At 55.7% G+C, this 21,780-nt stretch carries 23 protein-coding genes, 1 tRNA gene and 1 riboswitch; of the genes, 14 read left to right on the forward strand and 10 right to left on the reverse strand.

The genetic code is table 11. The features are described from left to right. The first annotated feature begins 26 nt into the window (after window positions 1-26). The 5 genes from tspO (at window position 27) to AC0L7R_RS01205 (ending at window position 5,234) form a co-directional block, all read left to right on the forward strand. Window positions 27-506: a tryptophan-rich sensory protein TspO gene (gene tspO / locus AC0L7R_RS01185; protein ID WP_473658407.1), complete on the forward strand. Its 480-nt coding sequence runs from the start codon at window positions 27-29 to the stop codon at window positions 504-506. A gap of 39 nt (window positions 507-545) precedes the next feature. Beyond that, window positions 546-2,351, forward strand: coding sequence for an adenine deaminase C-terminal domain-containing protein (locus AC0L7R_RS01190; protein ID WP_473658408.1), 1,806 nt, complete (start codon window positions 546-548; stop codon window positions 2,349-2,351). Window positions 2,352-2,375: 24 nt separating this feature from the next. Then, entirely contained in the window at window positions 2,376-3,857 is a 1,482-nt protein-coding gene (locus AC0L7R_RS01195) for an AMP nucleosidase (RefSeq protein ID WP_473658410.1), read from the forward strand. 149 nt (window positions 3,858-4,006) lie between these two features. After that, window positions 4,007-4,297 (forward strand): HU family DNA-binding protein, encoded by a 291-nt coding sequence (locus AC0L7R_RS01200; protein ID WP_183525916.1) that lies wholly within the window; start codon window positions 4,007-4,009, stop codon window positions 4,295-4,297. A gap of 70 nt (window positions 4,298-4,367) precedes the next feature. Then, window positions 4,368-5,234: an EamA family transporter gene (locus AC0L7R_RS01205; protein WP_473658412.1), complete on the forward strand. Its 867-nt coding sequence runs from the start codon at window positions 4,368-4,370 to the stop codon at window positions 5,232-5,234. Window positions 5,235-5,283: 49 nt separating this feature from the next. Here AC0L7R_RS01205 and aroC read toward each other — a convergent pair whose 3' ends face one another. The 3 genes from aroC to AC0L7R_RS01220 form a co-directional block, all read right to left on the reverse strand. Next, window positions 5,284-6,387, reverse strand: coding sequence for a chorismate synthase (gene aroC / locus AC0L7R_RS01210; RefSeq protein WP_473658413.1), 1,104 nt, complete (start codon window positions 6,385-6,387; stop codon window positions 5,284-5,286). Window positions 6,388-6,506: 119 nt separating this feature from the next. Next, window positions 6,507-6,794, reverse strand: a complete 288-nt coding sequence (locus AC0L7R_RS01215; RefSeq protein ID WP_473658414.1) for an SH3 domain-containing protein — start codon at window positions 6,792-6,794, stop codon at window positions 6,507-6,509. A 189-nt stretch (window positions 6,795-6,983) separates the two neighbouring features. Next, a tRNA-Lys gene (locus tag AC0L7R_RS01220) sits at window positions 6,984-7,059 on the reverse strand. Between the two features lie 94 nt (window positions 7,060-7,153). Here AC0L7R_RS01220 and dapF point away from each other — a divergent pair. The 5 genes from dapF to AC0L7R_RS01245 are packed head-to-tail and all read left to right on the forward strand — an operon-like array spanning window position 7,154 to window position 11,145. Beyond that, the gene (dapF, locus tag AC0L7R_RS01225) at window positions 7,154-7,966 is read left to right on the forward strand and encodes a diaminopimelate epimerase (RefSeq protein ID WP_348107453.1); all 813 of its coding nucleotides are present in this window, start codon (window positions 7,154-7,156) and stop codon (window positions 7,964-7,966) included. After that, window positions 7,947-9,215, forward strand: a complete 1,269-nt coding sequence (mtaB, locus tag AC0L7R_RS01230) for a tRNA (N(6)-L-threonylcarbamoyladenosine(37)-C(2))-methylthiotransferase MtaB (RefSeq protein ID WP_473660331.1) — start codon at window positions 7,947-7,949, stop codon at window positions 9,213-9,215. The genes dapF and mtaB overlap by 20 nt, the downstream gene beginning before the upstream one ends. Window positions 9,216-9,268: 53 nt before the next feature. Next, the gene (locus tag AC0L7R_RS01235) at window positions 9,269-9,904 is read left to right on the forward strand and encodes a glutathione S-transferase N-terminal domain-containing protein (RefSeq protein WP_473658416.1); all 636 of its coding nucleotides are present in this window, start codon (window positions 9,269-9,271) and stop codon (window positions 9,902-9,904) included. An 8-nt stretch (window positions 9,905-9,912) separates the two neighbouring features. Continuing rightward, window positions 9,913-10,536, forward strand: a complete 624-nt coding sequence (locus tag AC0L7R_RS01240; RefSeq protein ID WP_348107457.1) for an FMN-binding negative transcriptional regulator — start codon at window positions 9,913-9,915, stop codon at window positions 10,534-10,536. A 9-nt stretch (window positions 10,537-10,545) separates the two neighbouring features. Next, complete coding sequence (locus tag AC0L7R_RS01245; protein ID WP_473658417.1) at window positions 10,546-11,145, forward strand: glutathione S-transferase N-terminal domain-containing protein; 600 nt, start codon at window positions 10,546-10,548, stop codon at window positions 11,143-11,145. On the opposite strand, the gene AC0L7R_RS01250 is transcribed toward AC0L7R_RS01245, so the two are convergent. Further along, the gene (locus AC0L7R_RS01250; RefSeq protein ID WP_473658419.1) at window positions 11,142-11,792 is read right to left on the reverse strand and encodes an outer membrane beta-barrel protein; all 651 of its coding nucleotides are present in this window, start codon (window positions 11,790-11,792) and stop codon (window positions 11,142-11,144) included. The two genes, AC0L7R_RS01245 and AC0L7R_RS01250, sit on opposite strands and share 4 nt — an antisense overlap. A gap of 87 nt (window positions 11,793-11,879) precedes the next feature. Beyond that, on the reverse strand, window positions 11,880-12,530 hold the full coding sequence (locus tag AC0L7R_RS01255; protein ID WP_473660333.1) for an outer membrane beta-barrel protein: 651 nt from the start codon (window positions 12,528-12,530) through the stop codon (window positions 11,880-11,882). Window positions 12,531-12,909: 379 nt separating this feature from the next. On the opposite strand from AC0L7R_RS01255, the gene petA reads away from it, so the two are divergent. From petA to AC0L7R_RS01270, 3 genes are read left to right on the forward strand one after another with little or no spacing between them, the layout of a single operon-like run. Next, the gene (gene petA, locus AC0L7R_RS01260; RefSeq protein ID WP_247127926.1) at window positions 12,910-13,467 is read left to right on the forward strand and encodes a ubiquinol-cytochrome c reductase iron-sulfur subunit; all 558 of its coding nucleotides are present in this window, start codon (window positions 12,910-12,912) and stop codon (window positions 13,465-13,467) included. 12 nt (window positions 13,468-13,479) lie between these two features. Beyond that, on the forward strand, window positions 13,480-14,817 hold the full coding sequence (petB, locus tag AC0L7R_RS01265) for a cytochrome b (RefSeq protein WP_348107465.1): 1,338 nt from the start codon (window positions 13,480-13,482) through the stop codon (window positions 14,815-14,817). An 11-nt stretch (window positions 14,818-14,828) separates the two neighbouring features. Further along, the gene (locus tag AC0L7R_RS01270; protein WP_281502013.1) at window positions 14,829-15,689 is read left to right on the forward strand and encodes a cytochrome c1; all 861 of its coding nucleotides are present in this window, start codon (window positions 14,829-14,831) and stop codon (window positions 15,687-15,689) included. A 60-nt stretch (window positions 15,690-15,749) separates the two neighbouring features. Here AC0L7R_RS01270 and AC0L7R_RS01275 read toward each other — a convergent pair whose 3' ends face one another. From AC0L7R_RS01275 to AC0L7R_RS01290, 4 genes are all read right to left on the reverse strand, one after another. Further along, complete coding sequence (locus AC0L7R_RS01275) at window positions 15,750-16,439, reverse strand: ATP-binding cassette domain-containing protein (protein ID WP_473658422.1); 690 nt, start codon at window positions 16,437-16,439, stop codon at window positions 15,750-15,752. Beyond that, complete coding sequence (locus AC0L7R_RS01280; RefSeq protein ID WP_473658423.1) at window positions 16,426-17,952, reverse strand: thiamine/thiamine pyrophosphate ABC transporter permease ThiP; 1,527 nt, start codon at window positions 17,950-17,952, stop codon at window positions 16,426-16,428. Before AC0L7R_RS01280 ends, AC0L7R_RS01275 begins: the two co-directional genes overlap by 14 nt. Continuing rightward, complete coding sequence (gene thiB, locus AC0L7R_RS01285) at window positions 17,928-18,914, reverse strand: thiamine ABC transporter substrate binding subunit (RefSeq protein ID WP_473658425.1); 987 nt, start codon at window positions 18,912-18,914, stop codon at window positions 17,928-17,930. The genes AC0L7R_RS01280 and thiB overlap by 25 nt, the downstream gene beginning before the upstream one ends. A 36-nt stretch (window positions 18,915-18,950) precedes the next feature. Beyond that, a riboswitch (TPP riboswitch) is annotated at window positions 18,951-19,049 on the reverse strand. 55 nt (window positions 19,050-19,104) lie between these two features. Continuing rightward, the gene (locus AC0L7R_RS01290) at window positions 19,105-20,340 is read right to left on the reverse strand and encodes a urate hydroxylase PuuD (protein ID WP_473658427.1); all 1,236 of its coding nucleotides are present in this window, start codon (window positions 20,338-20,340) and stop codon (window positions 19,105-19,107) included. Between the two features lie 104 nt (window positions 20,341-20,444). Between AC0L7R_RS01290 and AC0L7R_RS01295 the strand changes: the two genes are divergently transcribed. Next, window positions 20,445-21,356: a LysR substrate-binding domain-containing protein gene (locus AC0L7R_RS01295; protein ID WP_473658429.1), complete on the forward strand. Its 912-nt coding sequence runs from the start codon at window positions 20,445-20,447 to the stop codon at window positions 21,354-21,356. On the opposite strand, the gene uraH is transcribed toward AC0L7R_RS01295, so the two are convergent. Then, window positions 21,353-21,706, reverse strand: a complete 354-nt coding sequence (uraH, locus tag AC0L7R_RS01300) for a hydroxyisourate hydrolase (protein WP_473658431.1) — start codon at window positions 21,704-21,706, stop codon at window positions 21,353-21,355. The genes AC0L7R_RS01295 and uraH overlap by 4 nt on opposite strands. Between the last annotated feature and the right edge of the window lie 74 nt (window positions 21,707-21,780).

Consider the following 21,780-nt stretch of genomic DNA (forward strand, 5'->3'; position numbering starts at 1 on the left):
TACGACCCGTAGCAAAGGGCTGATCCATGGACTTCGTTTACTTCGTCATTTTCCTCCTCGCGACATTCGGGGCCGCCGCTACAGGTGCGCTGTTTCCAACTGGGGAATGGTACAAGCAGCTGAACAAACCAACTTGGGTGCCGCCCAACTGGGTATTTCCCGTCGCATGGACGTCGATTTATCTGTTGGTCGCTTTTGCGGGCGCACGCGTTGCTGGCATCGAAGGATCGCAAATTGCGCTTGCTTTTTGGGCCCTGCAGATCGCGTTCAATACACTGTGGACGCCCGTGTTCTTTGGGTTGCGCGCCTTGAAGAAATCCTTGCCGATCATGGCTGCGCTTTGGTTGGCAGTTTTGGGTTGCCTGATCACACACTTTCAAGTCGATTTCTGGGCAGGTATGGCCTTTGTGCCCTACATGGTTTGGGTGACAATTGCGGCGGCGCTGAACCTTAAAATGGTTCAACTGAACCCCGATCAAAAACCGTTAGACATCGCGAAGCTCTAGACCTCTTGCGCCTTCCTCAAAACGGTGAAACCATTGGGGATGGAACAACACATTAAATCTTGGGCTGAAACCGCCCCCCGTTTGGTTGCAGTCGCCGCTGGTCGCGAACATGCTGATCTGGTGATCCAAGGCGGTCGCCTTGTAAACGTACAATCCCGCGAAATTCTGGACGGCTGGCAGGTCGCCATCGTCGAAGGCCGCTTTGCCTATGTCGGCCCTGATGCGTCGCATTGCATCGGCCCTGATACGGACGTTGTGGACGCCGCTGGACGTTACCTGATCCCTGGTCTTTGCGACGGTCACATGCATATCGAATCCGGCATGCTGACGCCGGCTGAATTTGCCGCAGCCGTCATCCCGCATGGCACGACAACGATGTTCACCGATCCGCACGAGATCGCGAACGTCTTGGGGCTGGAAGGCGTGCGGATGATGCATGACGAAGCGTTGATGCAGCCCGTGAACATCTACACACAGATGCCGTCCTGCGCCCCGTCCGCCCCCGGTCTGGAAACAACAGGTTTTGAGATTTCCGCGGATGATGTGGCTGAAGCGATGGCTTGGCCGGGTATCATCGGACTTGGTGAGATGATGAATTTTCCGGGTGTGATCAACGGCGATCCACAAATGCTGGCTGAAATGGCCGCGACAATGAACGCGGGCAAAACCGTGGGTGGGCATTACGCATCGCCTGACAAAGGCATCCCGTTTAGCGCCTATGTCGCGGGCGGTGCCGCCGATGACCATGAAGGAACCGCCGAAGCAGATGCGATTGCGCGTGTCCGGCTTGGGATGAAATCGATGATGCGGCTTGGCTCTGCGTGGTATGATGTCGAAAGCCAGATCACAGCGGTGACGGAAAAGGGGCTTGATCCACGCAACTTCATTCTGTGCACAGATGATTGCATGGCCGGAACCTTGGTCAACGACGGCCACATGAACCGTGTTGTGCGTCATGCGATTGAGTGCGGGTGTGATCCTGTGATTGCGCTGCAAATGGCGACGATCAACACGGCGACACACTTTGGCTTGGAACGTGAACTCGGGTCGATTGCACCGGGTCGCAGGGCCGATGTCATCCTGACGTCTGACCTCAAGACACTGCCGATTGATGTGGTTTACGCGCGCGGCGTGAAGGTGGCAGAGGCAGGCAAGATCACCGTCGATTGCCCGCACTACGCGTGGCCGGAAAAGGCGCGCCAGACGGTGCATATGGGCAAGACGCTTGCCGCCGCTGATTTTGAGATCGCAGCGCCTGCGGGCAAAAACACCGTGACCGCCAAGGTCATCGGCGTCGTCGAAAACCAAGCCCCGACAGAGGCCCTGACCGCTGACCTGCCCGTCGTAGAGGGTGTGGTGCAGGGTGAAGGCAAGACTTGCCAAATCGCGCTTGTCGAACGGCATCGCGCGACGGGTGATGTGGTCAACGGTTTTGTGTCCGGCTTTGGCTACACAGGCGACATGGCAATCGCGTCGACCGTCGCACATGACAGTCATCACATGATTGTGGTCGGCACAGACCGCGCTTGCATGGCGCAGGCGGCGAACCGTCTGGGTGAAGTTGGCGGCGGCGTAACTGTCTGGAAAGACGGTAAGGAAATCGCGTTGATCGAATTGCCTATTGCCGGATTGATGTCAGGCAGACCCGCAGCGGAAGTGGCTGCAAACGCAGATCAAATGGTCGCAGCGATGGCCGCATGTGGATGTACGCTGAACAATGCCTATATGCAGCATTCGCTTCTCGCGCTGGTGGTCATCCCCGCGTTACGCATTTCTGATTTGGGTTTGGTCGATGTGACCAAGTTTGAAATGACGTCGCTGTTTGAAGATGAAAACGAAAAATAAATAAGAATAAGTGAAGATAATCGTATGATGAATGAAAATACACGCACCTTGCTGACACCCGATGTGCCAGCCCCTGAAAGTTTTACCGATCCGGCAGCAGCCGTCGCTCGCCTGAATGAAATCTACCGCACAGCGACACATTTCCTGTGTGGGCACTTTGCGGAAGCGGTGTCTGGCAAGACGCCTGCGCATAAATACCGCGCGTTTTACCCTGAAATCCGCCTGACGACGACAAGCTACACAAAGGCGGACAGCCGCCTGTCCTTCGGCCACGTTGCAGAACCTGGTGAATATAGCACGACGGTGACCCGTCCCGATCTGTTTCAGCATTATCTTGAGCAACAGATCGGTCTGTTAATCGAAAATCACGGTGTGTCGGTTGTGATCGGTTGTTCCGACACAGAGATGCCGGTTCACTTTGCCGTGGCGAACGATTCCACGATGACTGTTCCGCAAGAAGGGTCGATGGATTTCGCGTTGCGCGACGTATTCGATGTGCCGGATCTCAGTACGACACACGATAACATCGTGAACGGGGCAGGGTTCCAGTACCCAGACGGGTCCGCACCATTGGCGCCATTCACAGCACAGCGCGTGGATTATTCGCTGGCGCGTTTGCAGCATTATACCGCCACTGCCGCAGAGCATTTTCAGAACCACATTCTGTTCACGAACTACCAGTTCTATGTCGAGGAATTTGAAGGCTACGCGCGTCAAATGCTGGCTGATCCAGATAGCGGCTACACAAGTTTTGTCAGCACCGGTAACGTCGAAATCACTGACGCAGATGCACCGTTGCATGCGCCCGCGAAACTGCCGCAAATGCCAACCTACCACCTCAAACGTGAAGGCGGCGGTGGCATTACGTTGGTCAACATTGGTGTCGGTCCATCAAATGCGAAAACGGCGACTGATCATATCGCGGTTCTGCGCCCCCACGCGTGGTTGATGGTAGGTCACTGCGCTGGGCTGCGCAATTCGCAAAGCCTAGGTGATTTTGTGTTGGCTCATGCGTACCTGCGTGAAGATCACGTTTTGGACGATGATCTGCCGGTTTGGGTGCCAATCCCTGCGTTGGCCGAAATTCAGATTGCGTTGGAAACGGCTGTGGCCGACGTGACCAAGCTGAAAGGCTACGAGCTGAAGAAAATTATGCGGACCGGTACCGTTGCCACCATCGACAACCGGAACTGGGAATTGCGCGAACAAGCGGGCCCTGTACAGCGGCTTTCGCAGTCACGAGCGATTGCGCTAGATATGGAAAGCGCGACCATCGCGGCGAACGGTTTTCGCTTTAGGGTGCCGTATGGTACGCTCTTGTGTGTGTCGGATAAGCCGCTACACGGGGAACTGAAGTTGCCCGGAATGGCGTCTGATTTCTATAAAACACAGGTGGCTCGTCACTTGATGATCGGAATCAGGGCGATGGAAGGCTTGCGTGATATGCCGTTAGAACGCATTCACAGCCGTAAATTACGCAGCTTTGAGGAAACAGCGTTCCTCTAAAGGCGCAAAACCTGCAAAAAACAGTGGAAAACGCGTTATTTTCCTTGCGCAGGACACACAAATTGTAGTGGATAGCCACCATATACCGTTCACTCAGACGGTAGGGGACCCTATGGGTTGTTAAAGTATAAAACGAGGGAGACTGAACCATGGCCACTAAGCCTATGACAAAAGCGCAGCTGGTAGCTGCGATCGCCGAAGAAACCGGCTTGGACAAAAAAGGCGCGACAGGCGCGCTTGATGGGATCGTTTCCATCATCACGAAAGAAGTATCCGGCGGCGGCGCTGTGACACTTCCAGGCGTTGGCAAAATCTATTGCCGCGAACGTCCAGAGCGTATGGTTCGCAACCCAGCCACTGGTGAGCAGATCAAGAAAGACGCAGACAAGGTTGTCAAAATGACAATCGCGAAAGCGCTGAAAGATTCCGTAAACGACTAAGTCGTTGCGCATCTTGCAAGATTGGGAAAGGGTCGCCGAAATGGCGGCCCTTTTTCGTTTGTGAGGTAACATGGACATACGCGCAATTCTGATGGGGCTTGCTTTCGCGGCGATGTGGTCTTCCGCATTTACGTCTGCTCGCGTGATCGTGGAATACGCGCCGCCGTTGACTGCGCTTGCCTTTCGGTTCCTTGTGTCGGGCACGCTCGGGGTGCTTATCGCCGCCGCACTTGGCCAGAACATGCGTTTATCGCGCCAACAATGGGTTGGCGTCGTCGTTTTCGGTGTTTGCCAGAACGCGTTGTACCTTGGACTGAACTTCGTGGCGATGCAGACGATCGCCGCGTCGCTGGCTGCCATCATCGCGTCAACCATGCCGCTGCTTGTGGCCTTCGTCGGCTGGCTCTTCCTAGGGCAGAAAATCAAAGCACTGGGTATTGCCGGCCTTATCGCCGGTGTAATCGGTGTCGTCGTCATCATGGGCGCACGGATCATAGGTGGCGTTGACCTTTACGGCCTCGTCCTGTGCTTGATCGGGGTCGTGTCCCTGACAATCGCGACGCTTGCTGTGCTTGGGGCTGCTTCAGGCGGCAATGTGCTGATGATTGTTGGCCTGCAAATGCTTGTGGGCAGTGCTATGCTTTGGGCCCCCGCATTCGCGTTTGAAACCTTCGACGTGACGTGGAATTGGCAACTGATCGTGGCCTTCATCTACACAACTATCGTGCCCGGGCTATTGGCAACGTGGGTTTGGTTCGTGCTTGTCGGGCGTATCGGCGCTGTCAAAGCGTCAACGTTCCACTTCCTCAACCCGTTCTTGGGCGTTGCAATTGCGGCGGCCCTGCTCGGCGAAACCATTGGTCTGCTCGACGTTTTGGGCGTTGTGATCATAGCAGGAGGTATCCTAGCCGTACAATTGAGCAAACAACCGGCCTAATTCTTCTTTTGGTCAAAAATATCCCGGGGGTTTGGGGGCTGGCCCCCAATTAACCGATCTGGCCGCGCACGCCGCCTGTTTGACCGCGATCCAACAGCAGGTGATCCAAAATCACACAAGCCATCATGGCTTCACCCACAGGCACCGCACGAATACCAACGCATGGGTCGTGCCGCCCCTTGGTGATCACCTCTGTTGGTGTGCCATCCATCCGGATTGATTTCCGCGGGCTCAGGATCGACGACGTAGGCTTTACAGCGAACCGAACCACGATATCTTGACCCGTGCTGATACCACCCAAAATGCCGCCAGCATGGTTTGATGAATATTCTGGCCCGCCCTGGCCCATGAAAATCTCGTCGGCGTTGTCGCGCCCTGTCAACGCGGCGGCGGCCATGCCTTCGCCGATTTCGACGCCTTTCACAGCGTTGATCGACATCATCGCAGCCGCAAGATCGGTATCAAGCTTACCATAGATCGGCGCGCCGATCCCCGCAGGAACGCCGCGCGCGACGACTTCGATAATCGCACCGACGGAATTGTGGTCGTCTTTGCGCAGCCACGCCAGATAGTCGTTCCATTCCGCCGCTGCATCTGCGTCTGGGCAAAAGAAATCGTTCTTGTCGATCTGGCTCCAGTCCAGTTTGGACCGATCAATCTGTTTGGCACCCATCTGGGTCATGTAACCGCGAATTTCGACATTAGGAGCAAGTGCCTTGATCGCCTCACGCGCGACACCACCAGCTGCGACCCGAGACGCGGTTTCACGCGCCGATGACCGTCCGCCACCCCGATAATCCCGCACACCGTATTTCTGGTGGTACGTGATATCCGCGTGACCGGGGCGGAATGTATTGGCGATATCGCCGTAGTCTTTGGACCGCTGATCTGTGTTTTCGATCATCAACTGGATCGGGGTGCCCGTCGTTACTCCATCAAAAACGCCGGACAGGATTTTTACCTCGTCCGCTTCTTGGCGCTGAGTGGTGTTCTTGTTCAAACCGGGGCGGCGCTTGTCCATCCATTGCTGGATCATCGGCGCTTCCAGTTTCACGCCTGGAGGGCAGCCATCAACTGTCGCGCCCAACGCAGGTCCATGGCTTTCGCCCCATGTGGTGAACCGGAAAAGATGGCCAAAGCTGTTGATCGACATGAATGTCCCCTTCGTTTGGTCCCGAATAGGGCAATCGGCAGGTGCGGGAAAGGGGCACAAATGAGTGGGGAGCTGGGTTTTTCCGCTGGTGTGGCGTAAATTGATCTGCCGTAGCGGCTTTATCGCCCGTCTAAATAGTCCGCGGACACATATCCAGAAACGCGCGGGGCATCGGCAAGCGCCACTTCGCACCACAATTGACCCACTTCGGTAACGCAGTCGCGGCGCACAAGATCGGTCCCATCCGGCAACCCCAACACCACCGCAAACCCAAGCCCCGGTCCCGACCGCAGCTTCAGCAGATCGTCTGTACCGACACCAACGACGGTTGTTCGATCACGCCCTAAACCACTGCACGCGGACAAAAGGGTGGCAGCAAGAAAAACAAGGATAAGCGATGGTCGCATGATGTAGCCTAAGGATTGATTTTCAATGTCGTGCGCGGGACTTGCACTGCTTTGATTTGTAAAAGCAATGTCAGCCAAAAGCGATCACCGTTTTGATGATACGGCCGAATCCTACCAAGTGTCGCAATCATACGACCCACAATCCCACCAACGTATCGGCCTTTGGTAGATAAAGCTAAGGAGGGAAAGTGGTGAGCCGTGATGGGTTCGAACCATCGACCTACTGATTAAAAGTCAGTTGCTCTACCAACTGAGCTAACGGCCCACTGGGGGCGCTTCTAGGAATACCGGCCGACAGCGTCAACCCCAAATTTGCGCGCATCTGGATAAGATCACAAACCTTGTCTATATGCGCCTGTATGAGCCAGAAAAATGTGACCAGAATCCCGTTTATGAAGATGCATGGACTGGGAAATGACTTTGTTGTTGTTGATGAACGGGGAATCACCCCGCGCGTCGATGCTGCATTGGCGATTGCTATCGCGGATCGCCATCGTGGGGTGGGCTATGATCAGCTCGCCGTTCTCAGTGATTCGCCTAATGCGGACGTTCATCTGACGTTTTGGAATGCCGACGGATCACAAGCTGGCGCATGTGGGAACGCAACCCGTTGTATTGCCAGACATATGATGGACGGTTCCGGGGCCGACTCCGTGACCTTAACTACCGAACGCGGCACGCTTCAGGCCGTCGATGTGGATGGCATGGCGTCTGTGAATATGGGACATCCGCAAATCAACTGGGATGAAGTGCCGCTGGCGCATGAGATGGACACGCTATCTTTGCCGATTGATGGTGCGCCAACGGCCACCGGAATGGGCAACCCACATTGCACGTTTTTTGTGGATGACGCTGATTCTGTTGACCTTGAGGCGCGTGGCGCCGAGTTGGAACATCATCCGCTGTACCCGCAGCGCACAAACGTTCAGTTCGCCAGTCTGATTGGCCCTGATCATATCCGCATGCGGGTGTGGGAACGTGGCGTCGGCGTGACGCTTGCGTCTGGGTCTTCATCCTGTGCGACTGCTGTGGCTGCCGCCCGCCGTGGTTTAACTGGCCGTAAGGCCCAGATTGATCTGGATGGTGGTACGCTGCAGATTGACTGGCGTGATGATGGCGTTTGGATGACTGGCCCGACGGCCCATGTGTTTGATGGTGTCTGGCATGGCTAAAGCTCCGATTTTTTCAAATCATGGATGTCGTCTGAACGCTTATGAAACCGAGGCGATGAAAGATCTGGCGACCCAAGCAGGCGTATCTGACGCGATCATTGTGAACACTTGTGCGGTGACGGCAGAGGCGGTGCGCAAGGCCAAGCAGGACATTCGTAAGCAGCGCCGCGCCAATCCGGATGCAAAGATCATCGTGACCGGATGTGCAGCGCAGACTGAACCCAAGACGTTTTCGGATATGGGTGAGGTCGACGTCGTCCTCGGCAATACCGAAAAGATGAACCCTGACACATGGGTCCAGATGGCCCCTGACTTGATCGGGGCGACCGAACCTGTACAGGTCGACGACATCATGTCCGTGACCGAAACCGCAGGTCACCTGATCGATGGCTTCGGCACCCGCAGCCGCGCCTATGTGCAGGTCCAAAACGGGTGCGACCACCGCTGCACGTTTTGCATCATTCCTTACGGTCGCGGTAATTCGCGTTCTGTGCCAGCTGGCGTCGTGGTCGACCAGATCAAACGGCTCGTGCAAAAGGGCTACAACGAAGTCGTCTTGACCGGCGTTGACCTGACGTCGTGGGGGGCTGACCTGCCATCGGAACCAAAGCTTGGCGATCTGGTCATGCGAATCCTCAAATTGGTGCCTGACCTGCCGCGCCTACGGATCAGTTCCATCGATAGCATCGAGGTAGACGAAAACCTCATGCAGGCCATCGCGACCGAACCGCGTCTGATGCCGCACCTTCATCTGTCGCTTCAGCATGGCGACGACATGATCCTGAAACGGATGAAACGGCGGCACCTGCGTGACGATGCAATCGCATTCACCGAGCAGGCCAGCAAATTGCGCCCTGATATGACCTACGGCGCGGATATCATCGCGGGATTCCCGACCGAAACCGACGCGATGTTCGCCAATTCACTGGCTCTGGTAAAAGACTGCAATCTGACTTGGCTGCACGTCTTTCCCTATTCCGCACGTGAAGGCACGCCTGCTGCGCGTATGCCGGCGGTAAACGGCAAACTGATTAAAGCCCGCGCCGCGCAGCTTCGTGCAGCAGGTGATACCCAAGTGCAGAATCACCTGAAGGCCCAAATCGGTCAAACCCATCACATTCTGATGGAAAATCCTCGCATGGGTCGGACCCAGCAATTTGCCGAAGTTACCTTCGACACCGACCAACCCGAATCCCAGATCGTGACCACCGTAATCACCGGTGCCACAGCCACGCAGCTGACGTCATAGACGCCGCAACCCGCTTCTTTGACGTACTCTATATCCCCGCCGGAGGCTCCCGCATGATGCCCCAAACACCGATCCTTTGGTCTTTTCGCCGCTGTCCTTACGCCATGCGCGCGCGTCTTACGGTTCTTTACACTGGTGTGACGGTCGATCTGCGCGACATTCTTCTCAAGGAGAAACCGGTCGAAATGACAACGGTCAGCCCAAAAGCGACTGTACCTGTCTTGAATGACAACGGGACGGTCATAGACGAATCGCGCGACGTGATGATGTGGGCCTTGCGCAAGAATGATCCGGAAGGCTGGCTTGATATGCCTGCCGAAGGGCACGCGATGATTGATACCAATGATGGTCCTTTCAAAAAGGCGCTTGATCACACGAAATACGCGGTGCGCTTCCCTGAACGTGATGCATCTGCCGATCGTGCCGCTGCCGCAGATGTGTTGATGGGCCTAAACGACCGGCTTGCACGTCAAACCTATCTCTTTGGTGATATGGCCAAAATGGCTGATACGGCGATCCTCCCCTTTGTGCGTCAGTTCGCGAATACGGATCGTGATTGGTTCAATGCCCAAGACTGGCCGCATCTGATCCGTTGGTTGACAGCGTTTGAAACCTCGGACAGCTTCGCCACCATTATGGTCAAGCGGCCCATCTGGGTGCCGGGGGCTGAACCTACCTATTTTCCGTAAGGCAGACCATGCATCCCAACCCGTCCTTCCGCAAACCTGACGATGTCCAAAACATCACCTTTGCGCGGGAACGTGGATTTGGCGTATTGGCGTTGAACCATGACGATGGTCCGCTGGTGTCGCATATTCCGTTTGCGTTGACTGCAAATGGGGTGACCGCCGATCTGCATCTTGTCAGGTCAAACCCGATCTTACGCCTGCTCGACACTCCCCAAAAGGCCGTCATTGCCGTAACGGCAGCCGATGGATACGTGTCGCCCGATTGGTATGAGGTTCCCGATCAGGTTCCGACATGGAACTATGTTGCTGTCCACCTGCGAGGCACGCTCGAACGGCTCCCGCAGGACGCAATGCGTGACATGTTGGATCGCCAGTCGGCGCATTTCGAAGATCAACTTGCGCCAAAACCGCCTTGGTTGACGACAAAGATGACGCCGGACGTGCTGGACAAGATGATGCGCCAGATTGTGCCGTGCCGTCTGCATGTAAGTGCGATCAACGGCACATGGAAGCTGAGCCAGAACAAGCCTGACGACGTTCGCCTGCGTGCGGCTGACAAGATCGAAACATCAACGACAGGCATCGACACCCAAACACTTGCGCATCTGATGCGTCATCCACCGCAAAATTAAGGAAGTCACATGAAACTGATTATGTCCCCGACGTCGCCCTATGTGCGCAAAGTACGTGTGTTGATCCGTGAAATGGGGTTGGAAGATATCATTCCGGAACAAGCCGTCGCCACGACAGCGTTCAACTCTGATGCCGCCGTGATCGCGGCGAACCCGCTTGGAAAAATCCCTGCTTTGGTCCGTGATGATGCCCCAACGTTGTTCGACAGTCGCGTTATCACGCGGTTCCTCAACGATACCAACAACGGCAGCATGTATCCTGCTGCACGGATTTGGGACACGTTGACTTTAGAAGCCACCGCAGACGGTATCATGGATACGACGGTTTCAATGGCCTACGAGGTACGTTTGCGTCCCGAAGCGGAACAATCCGCCGATTGGGTTGAAGCGCAATGGCAAAAGGCCAGCCGTGCAATCGCGTCGATCAATGACCGCTGGATGAGCCATTTGTCAGGCCCGCTGGATATGTCCCATATCGCTGTTGCTTGTGCGTTGTCTTATGTGGATTTACGGCACGATGTGCGGAACTGGCGTGACGGTAAGAGCGACTTGGCCGCTTGGCATGCAGCATTTGTCGAACGCCCGTCAATGCAGGCAACAGCGACTTAAAAGCTAAAGCTGACGCCGACGTTTAATGCGTTGGTAAAGATGTCGGACGTCAGCGATCCGCCGCCGTCCAATTCCACGTCGTTGGACGTGAACGTTCCTTTGTATTCGCCAAAGACCGACCATTCGTCGTTCACGGGATAGGTCACCCCTGCAAGCCACGTCGCGGCCACGCCGGTGATTTGGTATTCAAAGGTGTCGGACCCTTGGTAGCGGACTTCGACCCCAGGAGCTGAAATGCCGAGACCCGCGCCAACATAAGGCGTGGCGTCCCCGACGGCGTTTTGCCAGCGGCGGTACCCGTTGATCGTCCAAGTGTTCAGCCCGTCAGTGAATTCGAGCGCGGAAAAGCCTGCGGGCAATTCGCCGTTCGGTGGCCTGACCTTGTTGTGGGCATAGTCCAGACCGTAACCGTAGTCAGGCGTGCGCCAGTTTGTGACGCGAAATCCCGCGTAGATCGGCCAGTTGAACGACTGTCCTTCCCACTTTTGTTCAAAGCTAAGGTCGGGAATCGTGCTGTCACCAGTAACGTTGATGTCGGATGGCGGCCCGGACTGGTTTCCCAGATAAAGGCTGACTTCGACTTCAGAAAGCGCCGCTGATGGCACTACAAAACATAAAAGAATGGTCGAAATTGACCGGTACAGCATAGAAACGAATCCCTTTGGCAGTCGTCGTACCAAAAAGATTACGCAGCTTCCCCTGATCGCGCAAATCAAACTCGCGCGAGATGCTAATTAAAAGTTGAAGCTCACCCCAACGTTGAGCGCGTTCGTAAAGATGTCGCTGGATACTGTCCCACCCGTATCCAAGTCACCTTCGTTGACCGTGTAAGTGCCTTTGTATTCGCCAAAAATCGACCATTGATCATTTATTGGCATGCTTGCACCGGCGATCAAAGTAGCGGCAGGACCGGTCACCTGATAGCCAAGGGTCCGGCTATCAGAGGTCAACACCTCTACATGTGGGATAGACAGCCCGACACCACCCCCGACATATGGTGTGATCTCGCCCAATGCGTCTTGCCAACGGTAATAGGCATTTGCCGTCAATGTGTTCAGACCATCCGTAAATTCCAGCCGGTCATACCCAGCCGGCAATTCGCCGTCCTGCGGGTACACTTTGTTATGTGCGAAATCGATGCCGTAACCAAACGATGCGCTCTGCCATTTTGTGACACGAATGCCATAGTAGACGGGTGCATCAAATGACCGACCTTCCCAGTCAATGCCAAATGTCGCGTCGGGAATCACATCGTCGCCTGCAATCGTAACATCAGACGAAGGCGCGTTTTGGATGCCGCCGTAAAAGCTAAGTTCAACCTCAGCAGCTGCAGTGTTTGCAGCGAAAAGCGGGATCAACAATGAAATAAGGCGGATGGCGGTCATAGCGGTGTCCAGCGTTACAGGGTCTGTTCCGCTATAGACCCCTGTTTTGCGCTGCTCAACCACCCAAAACGCCACATCTGTTCACCTCTTCGCTAGTTTCCGCCGAGAATCGAATCAGTAATTACGCTTTCTTGCTTACGATTGCGCAGGTCTGGGGGAGTCGCGCTGATAAGACGCAGGATATAGTCCTAAAATAAAGTATGGCAGGTTTAACGGGTTAGCGACGCGTAACACTTAGACATCAGATAACAGGCTGCGCCCGAATGTCCGCTGGACTGGCAGGGAATTGCCGTCTAAACACCGCCGCAATGGGCGGCCCTTTATGGAACGACCTCTATTCGTGCGGAATGTCCGCAACATTAAAACGGAGATGCACCCCGTGTCACATGCAGACGAACACCAGGGCACACGCCGCGACTTTATCTACTACGCCACCGCTGGTGCGGGCGCAGTGGTTACAGGCGCTGCTGTCTGGCCGCTGGTCAATCAGATGAACCCCTCTGCCGATGTTTTGGCCTTGGCCTCTATCCGCGTTGATATCAGCGCGATTGATCCCGGCACACAGATCACTGTGCTGTGGCAGGGTAAGCCGGTTTTCATCCGGAACCGCACAGAAGAAGAAATCGCAGAGGCCCGTGAGGTCAGCGTTGACGATCTGCCTGATGCAGAAGCGAACAACGACAACCTTGGCGAAGTGCCTGCGACCGACGAAAACCGGTCCTTGGACGAAGCTGGTCAATGGCTGGTGCAGATGGGTGTGTGTACACACCTTGGTTGCGTGCCGCTTGGCGATGCTGGTGATTTCGGCGGTTGGTTCTGCCCGTGCCACGGTTCTCACTACGATACGGCTGGCCGTATCCGTAAGGGTCCAGCACCGCGCAACCTGCCTGTCCCCGTCGCGTCGTTTATCGACGAAACAACAATTCAACTCGGTTAAGGAGAGATACCCATGGGCGGCATTCCCCACGACCATTACGAACCAAAGACGGAATTCGAAAAGGGCCTTGATAAGCGCTTGCCAATTGTAGGCTTGCTGCACGGCACTTTGATGATCCCGACTCCGAAAAACCTGAACTGGATGTGGATTTGGGGCATTGTCCTGACATTTACATTGGCGCTGCAGATCATCACCGGCATCGTGCTGGTTATGCACTACACGCCACACGTTGATATGGCGTTTGCGTCTATCGAACACATTATGCGTGACGTGAATGGCGGACATATGATCCGTTATTTCCACATGAACGGCGCGTCGCTGTTCTTTGTGGCTGTTTACGCCCACATTTTCCGCGGACTTTACTACGGGTCTTACAAGGCACCACGTGAAGTCACATGGATCATCGGTATGCTCATCTATCTTTTGATGATGGGGACTGCGTTCATGGGCTACGTTCTGCCATGGGGCCAGATGTCGTTCCACGGTACCGCTGTTATCACTGGCTTGTTTGGCGCGATCCCGTTCATCGGTGAAAGCATCCAGACATGGTTGTTGGGTGCTGGCGCCGTTGGCCAACCTGCGCTGAACCGCTTCTTCTCACTGCACTATTTGATGCCGTTCATCATTGCCGGTCTCGTGATCCTGCACATTTGGGCGTTCCACACGACAGGCAACAACAACCCAACTGGTGTTGAGGTACGTCGGACATCAAAAGAAGACGCACAAAAAGACACGCTGCCATTCTGGCCATACTTTGTGATCAAAGACTTGTTCGCACTCGCTGTGATCTTGGTCGTGTTCATGGCGGTTGTTGGCTTCATGCCGAACTACTTGGGCCACCCGGATAACTACATCCCTGCGAACCCGCTTGCGACACCTGCACACATCGTTCCAGAATGGTACTTCTTGCCATTCTACGCGATCCTGCGGGCCTTCACTGCAGACGTTTGGGTTGTTCAGATCGTTCAGTTCCTGAGCTTCGGCATCATTGATGCGAAATTCTTCGGTGTTCTCGCGATGTTTGGTGCGATTGCTGTCATGGCGTTGGCGCCTTGGTTGGACACATCTTCTGTTCGCTCCGGTCGTTACCGTCCGATGTTCAAATGGTGGTTCGCGCTGCTGGTTGTCGACTTCATCTTGTTGATGTGGGTCGGTGCCCGTCCGGCGGAATTCCCGTATGACTGGATTTCTTTGATCGCGTCGGCTTACTGGTTTGCTTATTTCCTCGTGATCTTGCCATTGCTTGGTGTGATCGAAAAGCCAGACACACCACCGGCGACTATCGAAGAAGACTTCAACGCGCACTACCCGGCCAAAGGCACTGATGGTGCCACACAGCCGGCAGAGTGAGGAAAGATACAATGACTATGTTCCGTAAACTCACCCTTTCAGCCGTTGCTGCCGTGTCCCTTCTGGGGACACAAGCGGCGGCTGCCGGATCCGAAGTGCACATTCATGACGTTGATTTTTCATTTGATGGCATGTTCGGGTCTTTCGACCAGATGCAACTTCAGCGTGGCCTGCAGATCTACACAGAGATTTGTTCGTCATGCCACGGTCTTGAACATGTAGCGATCCGCACACTTGGCGACGAAGGCGGTCCCGCACTGCCCGAGGATCAGGTTTTTGCATACGCTGAATTCTACGAGGTCTTTGACCCTGCATTGTTCGACGGCGAAGGCGATTTCCGCACAGCCACACCAGCTGACAAATTCCCAGCTGTGACATCAGCAAACGCGCCCGACCTGTCCTTGATGGCAAAAGCGCGCGCTGGTTTCCACGGTCCATATGGCACGGGCCTTGCCCAGTTGTGGTACGGCATGGGTGGCGCTGAATACATCACTGCGCTGCTGTCCGGCTACGAAGAAGAACCAGAATGTGCTGCTGATGCGAACATGGATGGTTACTACAACACGGCGTTCGCGTCCGGTGGTTTCCCAGCAAGCTGCATCGATGAAAAAGGCAAGCACATGGTGCCTGGATCATGGATCGGCATGGCACAGCCAATCTACGGCGGCGACATCGATTTTGCTGACGGCCATTCCAACGACATCCACCACATGTCCGAAGACGTCGCAGCGTTCCTGATGTGGACAGCTGAACCAAAGATGATGGCGCGTAAGCAGGCTGGTCTGACCGGCGTGATCTTCCTCGCGATCCTGTCTGTACTGCTTTACCTCACAAACAAACGTTTGTGGGCACCACACAAGCACAAAGACTGATATCGTCTTGAACCAATTTGAAAGGCCCGCCAGTTTGGTGGGCCTTTTGCGTTTCGGGTGCTAGCCCAAATAGGCTTTTAATGCCGCCGGTGGATCGTCGAAAATCCGTTGTCCGTCGACGGGTGGGTGGGCTTTGCCATCAGCCACCAGCACCACACGATCCGCGATACGTCGTGCATCGTCGGGATCATGCGTCACCATGACAATGGATTTGCCAGCCGTAGCCAAGGTCGTTGTGACCAATTCCAGCATCTCGTCTTTTAGTGCAGGGCCTAAGGCCGCGAACGGTTCGTCCAGCAAAACCAAAGGCCGATCCGAAACCAGCACGCGGGCCAGTGCCGCGCGGCTTTGCTGGCCGCCGGACAGCGCGTTCGGTTTGCGCGATCCTAAATCAGTCAAGCCAACTTGCGTTAGTGTCTTAGCGACCGTCTCTTTTTGAGCGGTTGAAAGCTTGAGGTCGGGCTTAATCCCCAGACCGACGTTCTGTTCAATCGTTAGATGCGGAAATAGATTGTTGTCCTGAAACAACATACTGACGGGGCGTTCACCGGGCGGTTGCTTGGACAACGATTTATCGTGCCAAAGGATGTCGCCTGCAGTCGGCGCGATGAATCCGGCTATCGCCGCCAAAAGCGTAGATTTGCCGCCACCGGACGGACCGATGATCGCGGTGATCCCCGTTGGAAGCGCAAGGTGCGCAGTCAGGTGGAACGTGCCCTGTTTCAAAGTTACGTTTTCAAACGTCAGCATCAACGCGTCCTCCACGGTCACAAATCCAAAACAATAACAGGCTGAGCGCAACTAAGAGCAGCCCAGCACCCGCTGCCGCGTCCATCTGATAGGCACCCATGAGACGGTACATCGCAAGAGGTAAGGTTGCGCCGTTTTCATCCGCGAATAGGGCGATCACTCCCAAATCTCCCATCGACAGTGCTGCCGCGAGGCCAAGCGCAAAGCCTAGTGGCCTGCGTATGCGGGGCAATATGATCAGACGTAACCGTGTCCAGCCCGTGACGTTCAGCTGGTCCATCAACCGGCCATAGTCGGCGACAACGCCATCAACGGCAGGTGCAATGGAGCGCAGCGCAAATGGCAATGCCAGCGTCGCGTTGACCAATGCCGTGACGGGCAAGGCAAGATCGGATGGCCGCCAGAAGGGAAAGACAATCAGGAACAGGCCTGTGCCCACGACCAGACCTGATGCGGCAAGAGGCAAAACGCCAATGATTGACACGATGCGCCCGCCTTGCAAGGCAAGCGCCAACGCCATCGTGATGCACAAAATTGCAGATGCGAGCGCGACAAACACGGATCGCGCGGCGGCTTGGACAATGCTGAATGGTAATTCGGACAGGCCCATGATTCCGTTGATCACGACCATCGACAGGGGCACGATCAGAAACGCGGCGGCAAGGCCGATCCAAGCAAAATCGATGGACCGCGATCCATCCCAACGCTGCACCACGCGGTCCAGACCCGCGCCGAAACCATCCACGGCCGTGACTTGCCATGCGACGATGGCTGCAATGGTGCAGATGCCAAACTGGATACAGGCCAGTAAAGCGGCGCGCCCAAGGTCGAAATCGAACCGGACAGCTTGATAGATGGCGAGTTCCACTGTCGTTGCCTTCGGCCCACCGCCAAGGGTCAGCGCAACCGCGAAACTGGTCAGGCAAATCAGGAATATGACAAGAAATGTTCCGGGCAAAACGCTGCGCAGCATCGGCCATTCCAACAGACGACCGACAGGTGCGTTTAGCGTCGCCGCAAGCCGGAAACGCTCGGACGGGATCGCGAGCCAGCCTTGCAGAATGAACCGCGTCGCGAGTGGCAGGTTAAAGAAAACATGCGCCAGAACCACGCCATGAAAACCGTAGATCGTAAAGGTGGGGAGGCCCAACACCTCTAACCCTGCATTCAAAATACCGTTGCGCCCGAAAACTGCGAGCAATCCAAGAACGGCCACGATGACGGGAAGAATAAACGGGGCACCAAGCAGGGTAATCAAAGCCCCGCGTCCCCGAAAGGACTGCCTCGCCAATGCGCGTGCGACAGGGATCGCGATGATGATGCTGACCAATGCAGATACAAATGCCTGCGATACCGTAAATTTGATCGCGGCCCAATCTGCGGCAGAAAGGCCAGTGCCCACTTCGGCCCGCATCGCAACTGCGATCAACGTGCCAAGCGTCAGCACCAGCACCAACATCCCCGCCATGACAGCGGGGATGCGCGTGATTATTGGGACAGCGCTGCGCGCCATTCGGCCAATGCCTCTTCACGAACAGCAAGCGCATCTTCAGGTGTTTTCAGCAAAGATGTGGCTGGCGCGATCAAAGTGTCGAAACCGTCAGGCAGACCATCCGCAGGTGTGGCGGCTGGGTACATCCAGTTGGTTGTTGGGATGATGGATTGGAACGCGTCTGACACCATGAATTCCAAGAACTGGTCAGCCAATTCGGGCACATCGGTGCCTGCCACTTTGCCAGCGACTTCGACCTGCATGTAATGGCCGTCACTGAATTCCCATGCGACCTTGCTATCGTCTTCTTCGGCGATCAGGTGGTAGGCGGGCGACGTCGTGTAGGACAACACGGCATCCGCTTCGCCATCAAGGAACAGACCGTAGGCTTCGGACCAACCGGGTGTCACGGTGACAATGTTGTCAGCGATCGCGTCCCAGAATTGTGGGGCTTCGTCGCCGTAAACTTCTTTCGCCCACATCAGCAGACCAAGGCCCGGTGTGGATGAACGTGGGTCTTGGATCACGACCTTGATGTCGCTCTCGGCCAATTCGCGCAATGACGTCGGCGCGTCCGCGTCGGCGTTGCCTACAAAAGCGAAATAGCCCCAGTCAAACGGCATAAATTCCGTATCGGTCCAGCCCAATGGCAGCGTCAAGTCAGCCGTGATGCCGTGTGGTGCAAACAGACCTGTTTCACGGGCTGCGGCTGTCAGGTTTGTATCCAGTCCGAGCACGATATCGGCTTCGGTCCGTGGTCCTTCCAACTGCAAACGTGCCAGCAATGCAGCGCCGTCACCAGCCCCGACAAATTCCAGATCACATGCGCAGATTTCCTCAAACGCCGCTTCCACCGCAGGGCCGGGGCCCCATTCGCTGGTGAAGCTGTCGTAGGTGAGAACAGACAATTTCGGGGTCTCTGCCGTGGCTGCAGTCGCCAAGCAAAGTCCCGCAACAGCTGTCAGATAAGTGGTTTTGAACATCGTATCCTCCAAATGCGACGGGCGGATTGGGGGATAGCGTGTGTGCTAAACCTTCCCTCCGCCGGTCTTAACCGGTTCAGGTTCAACGGGTCAGCTTGCGCAATCTCAGCCGTATTGGCCCCCCGAGGTAGAGCGTTGGTAGGATGCTTTATGGGGAAGGGCAAGGGGAGCGGTTAACGCGTGTTAACGGCTAGCCATCGTTTCTAGCGTTTGTGATCCACGTGATCAGCGTTTCGCGGGCGTCGGCGTCCATCTGAATCGCGTTGGGTGGCGGCATGGCGTGTGAAACGCCAGCGTGCAGGTAAATCTGGGTTGCGTGTTTGGCGACGTCCGCTTGCGTTTCAAGGTACACGCCTTTGGGGGCCCAGCGAATGCCATCCCAGAAGGGTTCGCGCGCGTGGCACATCGAACAATTCCCAAGCACGGTGTTGTAGGCCTCGTCGAACCCTTCGGCAGACGCATAATGCTGTTCATAGGGCGTCATCGCGCGGGCTTCGGCCTGGTCGATGGTTTCTGTCGACCTGACTGATGACAGCCAAGCGATGATCAGCATGAGCAAGACGGTGACCGCCCACGTCCAGTTTGGACCAGCACCCGTGGCGTGCATCGTGTTGAAATAGTGTCGGATCGTAACGCCGGTCAGGAAAATCAGGCTTGCGATGATCCACGCGTATTCAGTCCCGAACGCCAGCGGGTAGTGGTTCGACAACATCAAGAACACGACTGGCAAAGTCAGGTAGTTGTTATGTGTCGACCGCAGCTTTGCGATCTTTCCATATTTTGCATCAGGCGTGCGCCCTGCTTTCAGGTCTGCGACAACGATGCGTTGGTTCGGCATAATTTGGAAAAACACGTTTCCTGTCATGATCGACGCGGTGAAAGCGCCAAGATGCAGTAACGCAGCGCGCCCTGTGAATATCTGGTTATACCCCCACGCCATCACAACGAGGATGACAAACAGCAACACCATCAACGTGGTTGGTTGTTCGCCAAGCTTGGATTTGCACAAGAAATCATAGGCCAACCAACCGATGGTCAGTGAACCGCCAGAGATCAGGATACCCTGCCACAACGTCAGATCAGCCTTGGTCGGATCGAGCAGGAATAATTCGCCACCGACCCAGTAGACGATCATCAAAAGGGCGGCACCAGACACCCACGTGATGTAGCTTTGCCATTTATGCCAGATCAGGTGTTCGGGCATGTTTGGGGGTGCGACGAGGTACTTCTGGATGTGATAAAAACCGCCGCCGTGCACCTGCCATTCTTCGCCATGCACGCCGTCGGGCATGTTCGGTGCTTTCTTTAGGCCAAGATCAAGCGCGATGAAAAAGAACGATGCGCCGATCCACGCCATGGCCGTGATCACGTGCAGCCAGCGGACGGAAAATGCGATCCAGTCCCAAAGAATTGCCATGTCGTACATTAGGGTCTCCGCCGTGCCATGTATAAAGTGCGGCCACACTAGGCCGCTTGTGATTATTCTGCTATTGCTTGGAATGGCCAAACAGCATCAAAAAATCCAGAACAATGTCATACCTCGATAATATCCGAACTTTTGTGCGCGTCTACGAACTCGGCAGTATGTCTGCTGCTGGGCGTGATCTGCGGATATCGCCTGCTGTGACATCAGCGCGGATATCGCAACTTGAGGAAAAATTGGGCGTTCGGCTGTTCCAGCGGACCACGCGCAGCCTGACCGCGACCGAACAAGGCCAAGCGTTCTATGGTGGAGCCTGCGAGGTACTAGAGGCCGTCGATGCCGCCGAAGCGAAGGTCGTGAACATCACCGATCAACCGCGCGGATCACTGTATGTTGCCGTGCCGTTGGGCATCGGGAAACGCTTGATCGCACCGCTTATTCCCGGTTTTTTGGAAGAATATCCTGACGTGCAGGTCAGGTTGCGGTTGACGGACCGGACAGTTGATCTGACGACGGAAGGGCTAGATCTGGCGTTTTTCATGGGCCAACCGACGGACAGCAATCTGCGGATGCGCAAAATCGCGGATGTGGAACGCGTGCTTTGCGCTGCGCCCGATTACATCGCGGCCCGTGGTCATCCCCTGGACGGCACAGCGTTGATTGCGGACGGCCACGAATGTCTGAACCTGCGCTTTCCGGGTGCAACCGAATTCCAGTGGCGGTTGATGACCCCCGATGGCCCCAAGAAGTTTCAGGTCGCGGGGCGTTACGAATGTGACGATGGCGATGTGTTGACCAATTGGGCGTTGGATGGCTGCGGCGTAGCGCTCAAGCCGGTATTCGAGGTCGCGGATCACATTGCGGCTGGCAGGCTTGTGGTCGTGGCGGATGAGACGCCACCAACGCCTGTGCAGCTGGCCTGCTTGTTCACGCACCGACGCAATCAAGACCCTAAGACACGGTTGTTTATGGACTACGTGATCAGCCGGATCGCACCGATTGTCCGCGCCGCCGATTAACTACCGCGATAGGTGCTGTAACCGAACGGAGATAGCAGCAGCGGCACGTGATAATGCGATTGCTCTGACATGCCGAACCGGATCGGGATGATATCAAGAAACCGCGGGTCCTCAGCGGGTGTGCCGATCGCATCAAGGTAGGCGCCCGCGTGAAACACCAATTCGTAGGTGCCAGTCGCAAAATCTGCGGCGGGTAGTATCTGGCTATCTGTGCGTCCGTCATCGTTGGTGGTCAGCGATGTGATGTGCGTCCGCGTGTCACCATCAATGCGGTACAGATCGATTTTCAGTCCCTGCGCAGGGCAGCCGCGCGCCGTATCAAGAACGTGAGTTGTTAAAAATCCGGTCATAACAGGTCTTTCCGCTGCAAAAGGTGCCTCTGATAAGGTCGGTCTATACGTCAGCCCGCCGCAAGTGCCAAAGG

This window comes from Yoonia sp. D2-7 (assembly GCF_055809435.1).

What these genes read in the sequence shown, in the direction of transcription:
- tspO (WP_473658407.1), top strand. Translation starts at nt 27, where the DNA reads ATGGACTTCGTTTACTTCGTCATTTTCCTCCTCGCGACATTCGGGGCC.
- AC0L7R_RS01190 (WP_473658408.1), top strand. Translation starts at nt 546, where the DNA reads ATGGAACAACACATTAAATCTTGGGCTGAAACCGCCCCCCGTTTGGTT.
- AC0L7R_RS01195 (WP_473658410.1), top strand. Translation starts at nt 2,376, where the DNA reads ATGATGAATGAAAATACACGCACCTTGCTGACACCCGATGTGCCAGCC.
- AC0L7R_RS01200 (WP_183525916.1), top strand. Translation starts at nt 4,007, where the DNA reads ATGGCCACTAAGCCTATGACAAAAGCGCAGCTGGTAGCTGCGATCGCC.
- AC0L7R_RS01205 (WP_473658412.1), top strand. Translation starts at nt 4,368, where the DNA reads ATGGACATACGCGCAATTCTGATGGGGCTTGCTTTCGCGGCGATGTGG.
- aroC (WP_473658413.1), bottom strand. Translation starts at nt 6,387, where the DNA reads ATGTCGATCAACAGCTTTGGCCATCTTTTCCGGTTCACCACATGGGGC.
- AC0L7R_RS01215 (WP_473658414.1), bottom strand. Translation starts at nt 6,794, where the DNA reads ATGCGACCATCGCTTATCCTTGTTTTTCTTGCTGCCACCCTTTTGTCC.
- dapF (WP_348107453.1), top strand. Translation starts at nt 7,154, where the DNA reads ATGAGCCAGAAAAATGTGACCAGAATCCCGTTTATGAAGATGCATGGA.
- mtaB (WP_473660331.1), top strand. Translation starts at nt 7,947, where the DNA reads ATGGTGTCTGGCATGGCTAAAGCTCCGATTTTTTCAAATCATGGATGT.
- AC0L7R_RS01235 (WP_473658416.1), top strand. Translation starts at nt 9,269, where the DNA reads ATGATGCCCCAAACACCGATCCTTTGGTCTTTTCGCCGCTGTCCTTAC.
- AC0L7R_RS01240 (WP_348107457.1), top strand. Translation starts at nt 9,913, where the DNA reads ATGCATCCCAACCCGTCCTTCCGCAAACCTGACGATGTCCAAAACATC.
- AC0L7R_RS01245 (WP_473658417.1), top strand. Translation starts at nt 10,546, where the DNA reads ATGAAACTGATTATGTCCCCGACGTCGCCCTATGTGCGCAAAGTACGT.
- AC0L7R_RS01250 (WP_473658419.1), bottom strand. Translation starts at nt 11,792, where the DNA reads ATGCTGTACCGGTCAATTTCGACCATTCTTTTATGTTTTGTAGTGCCA.
- AC0L7R_RS01255 (WP_473660333.1), bottom strand. Translation starts at nt 12,530, where the DNA reads ATGACCGCCATCCGCCTTATTTCATTGTTGATCCCGCTTTTCGCTGCA.
- petB (WP_348107465.1), top strand. Translation starts at nt 13,480, where the DNA reads ATGGGCGGCATTCCCCACGACCATTACGAACCAAAGACGGAATTCGAA.
- AC0L7R_RS01270 (WP_281502013.1), top strand. Translation starts at nt 14,829, where the DNA reads ATGACTATGTTCCGTAAACTCACCCTTTCAGCCGTTGCTGCCGTGTCC.
- AC0L7R_RS01275 (WP_473658422.1), bottom strand. Translation starts at nt 16,439, where the DNA reads ATGCTGACGTTTGAAAACGTAACTTTGAAACAGGGCACGTTCCACCTG.
- AC0L7R_RS01280 (WP_473658423.1), bottom strand. Translation starts at nt 17,952, where the DNA reads ATGGCGCGCAGCGCTGTCCCAATAATCACGCGCATCCCCGCTGTCATG.
- thiB (WP_473658425.1), bottom strand. Translation starts at nt 18,914, where the DNA reads ATGTTCAAAACCACTTATCTGACAGCTGTTGCGGGACTTTGCTTGGCG.
- AC0L7R_RS01290 (WP_473658427.1), bottom strand. Translation starts at nt 20,340, where the DNA reads ATGTACGACATGGCAATTCTTTGGGACTGGATCGCATTTTCCGTCCGC.
- AC0L7R_RS01295 (WP_473658429.1), top strand. Translation starts at nt 20,445, where the DNA reads ATGTCATACCTCGATAATATCCGAACTTTTGTGCGCGTCTACGAACTC.
- uraH (WP_473658431.1), bottom strand. Translation starts at nt 21,706, where the DNA reads ATGACCGGATTTTTAACAACTCACGTTCTTGATACGGCGCGCGGCTGC.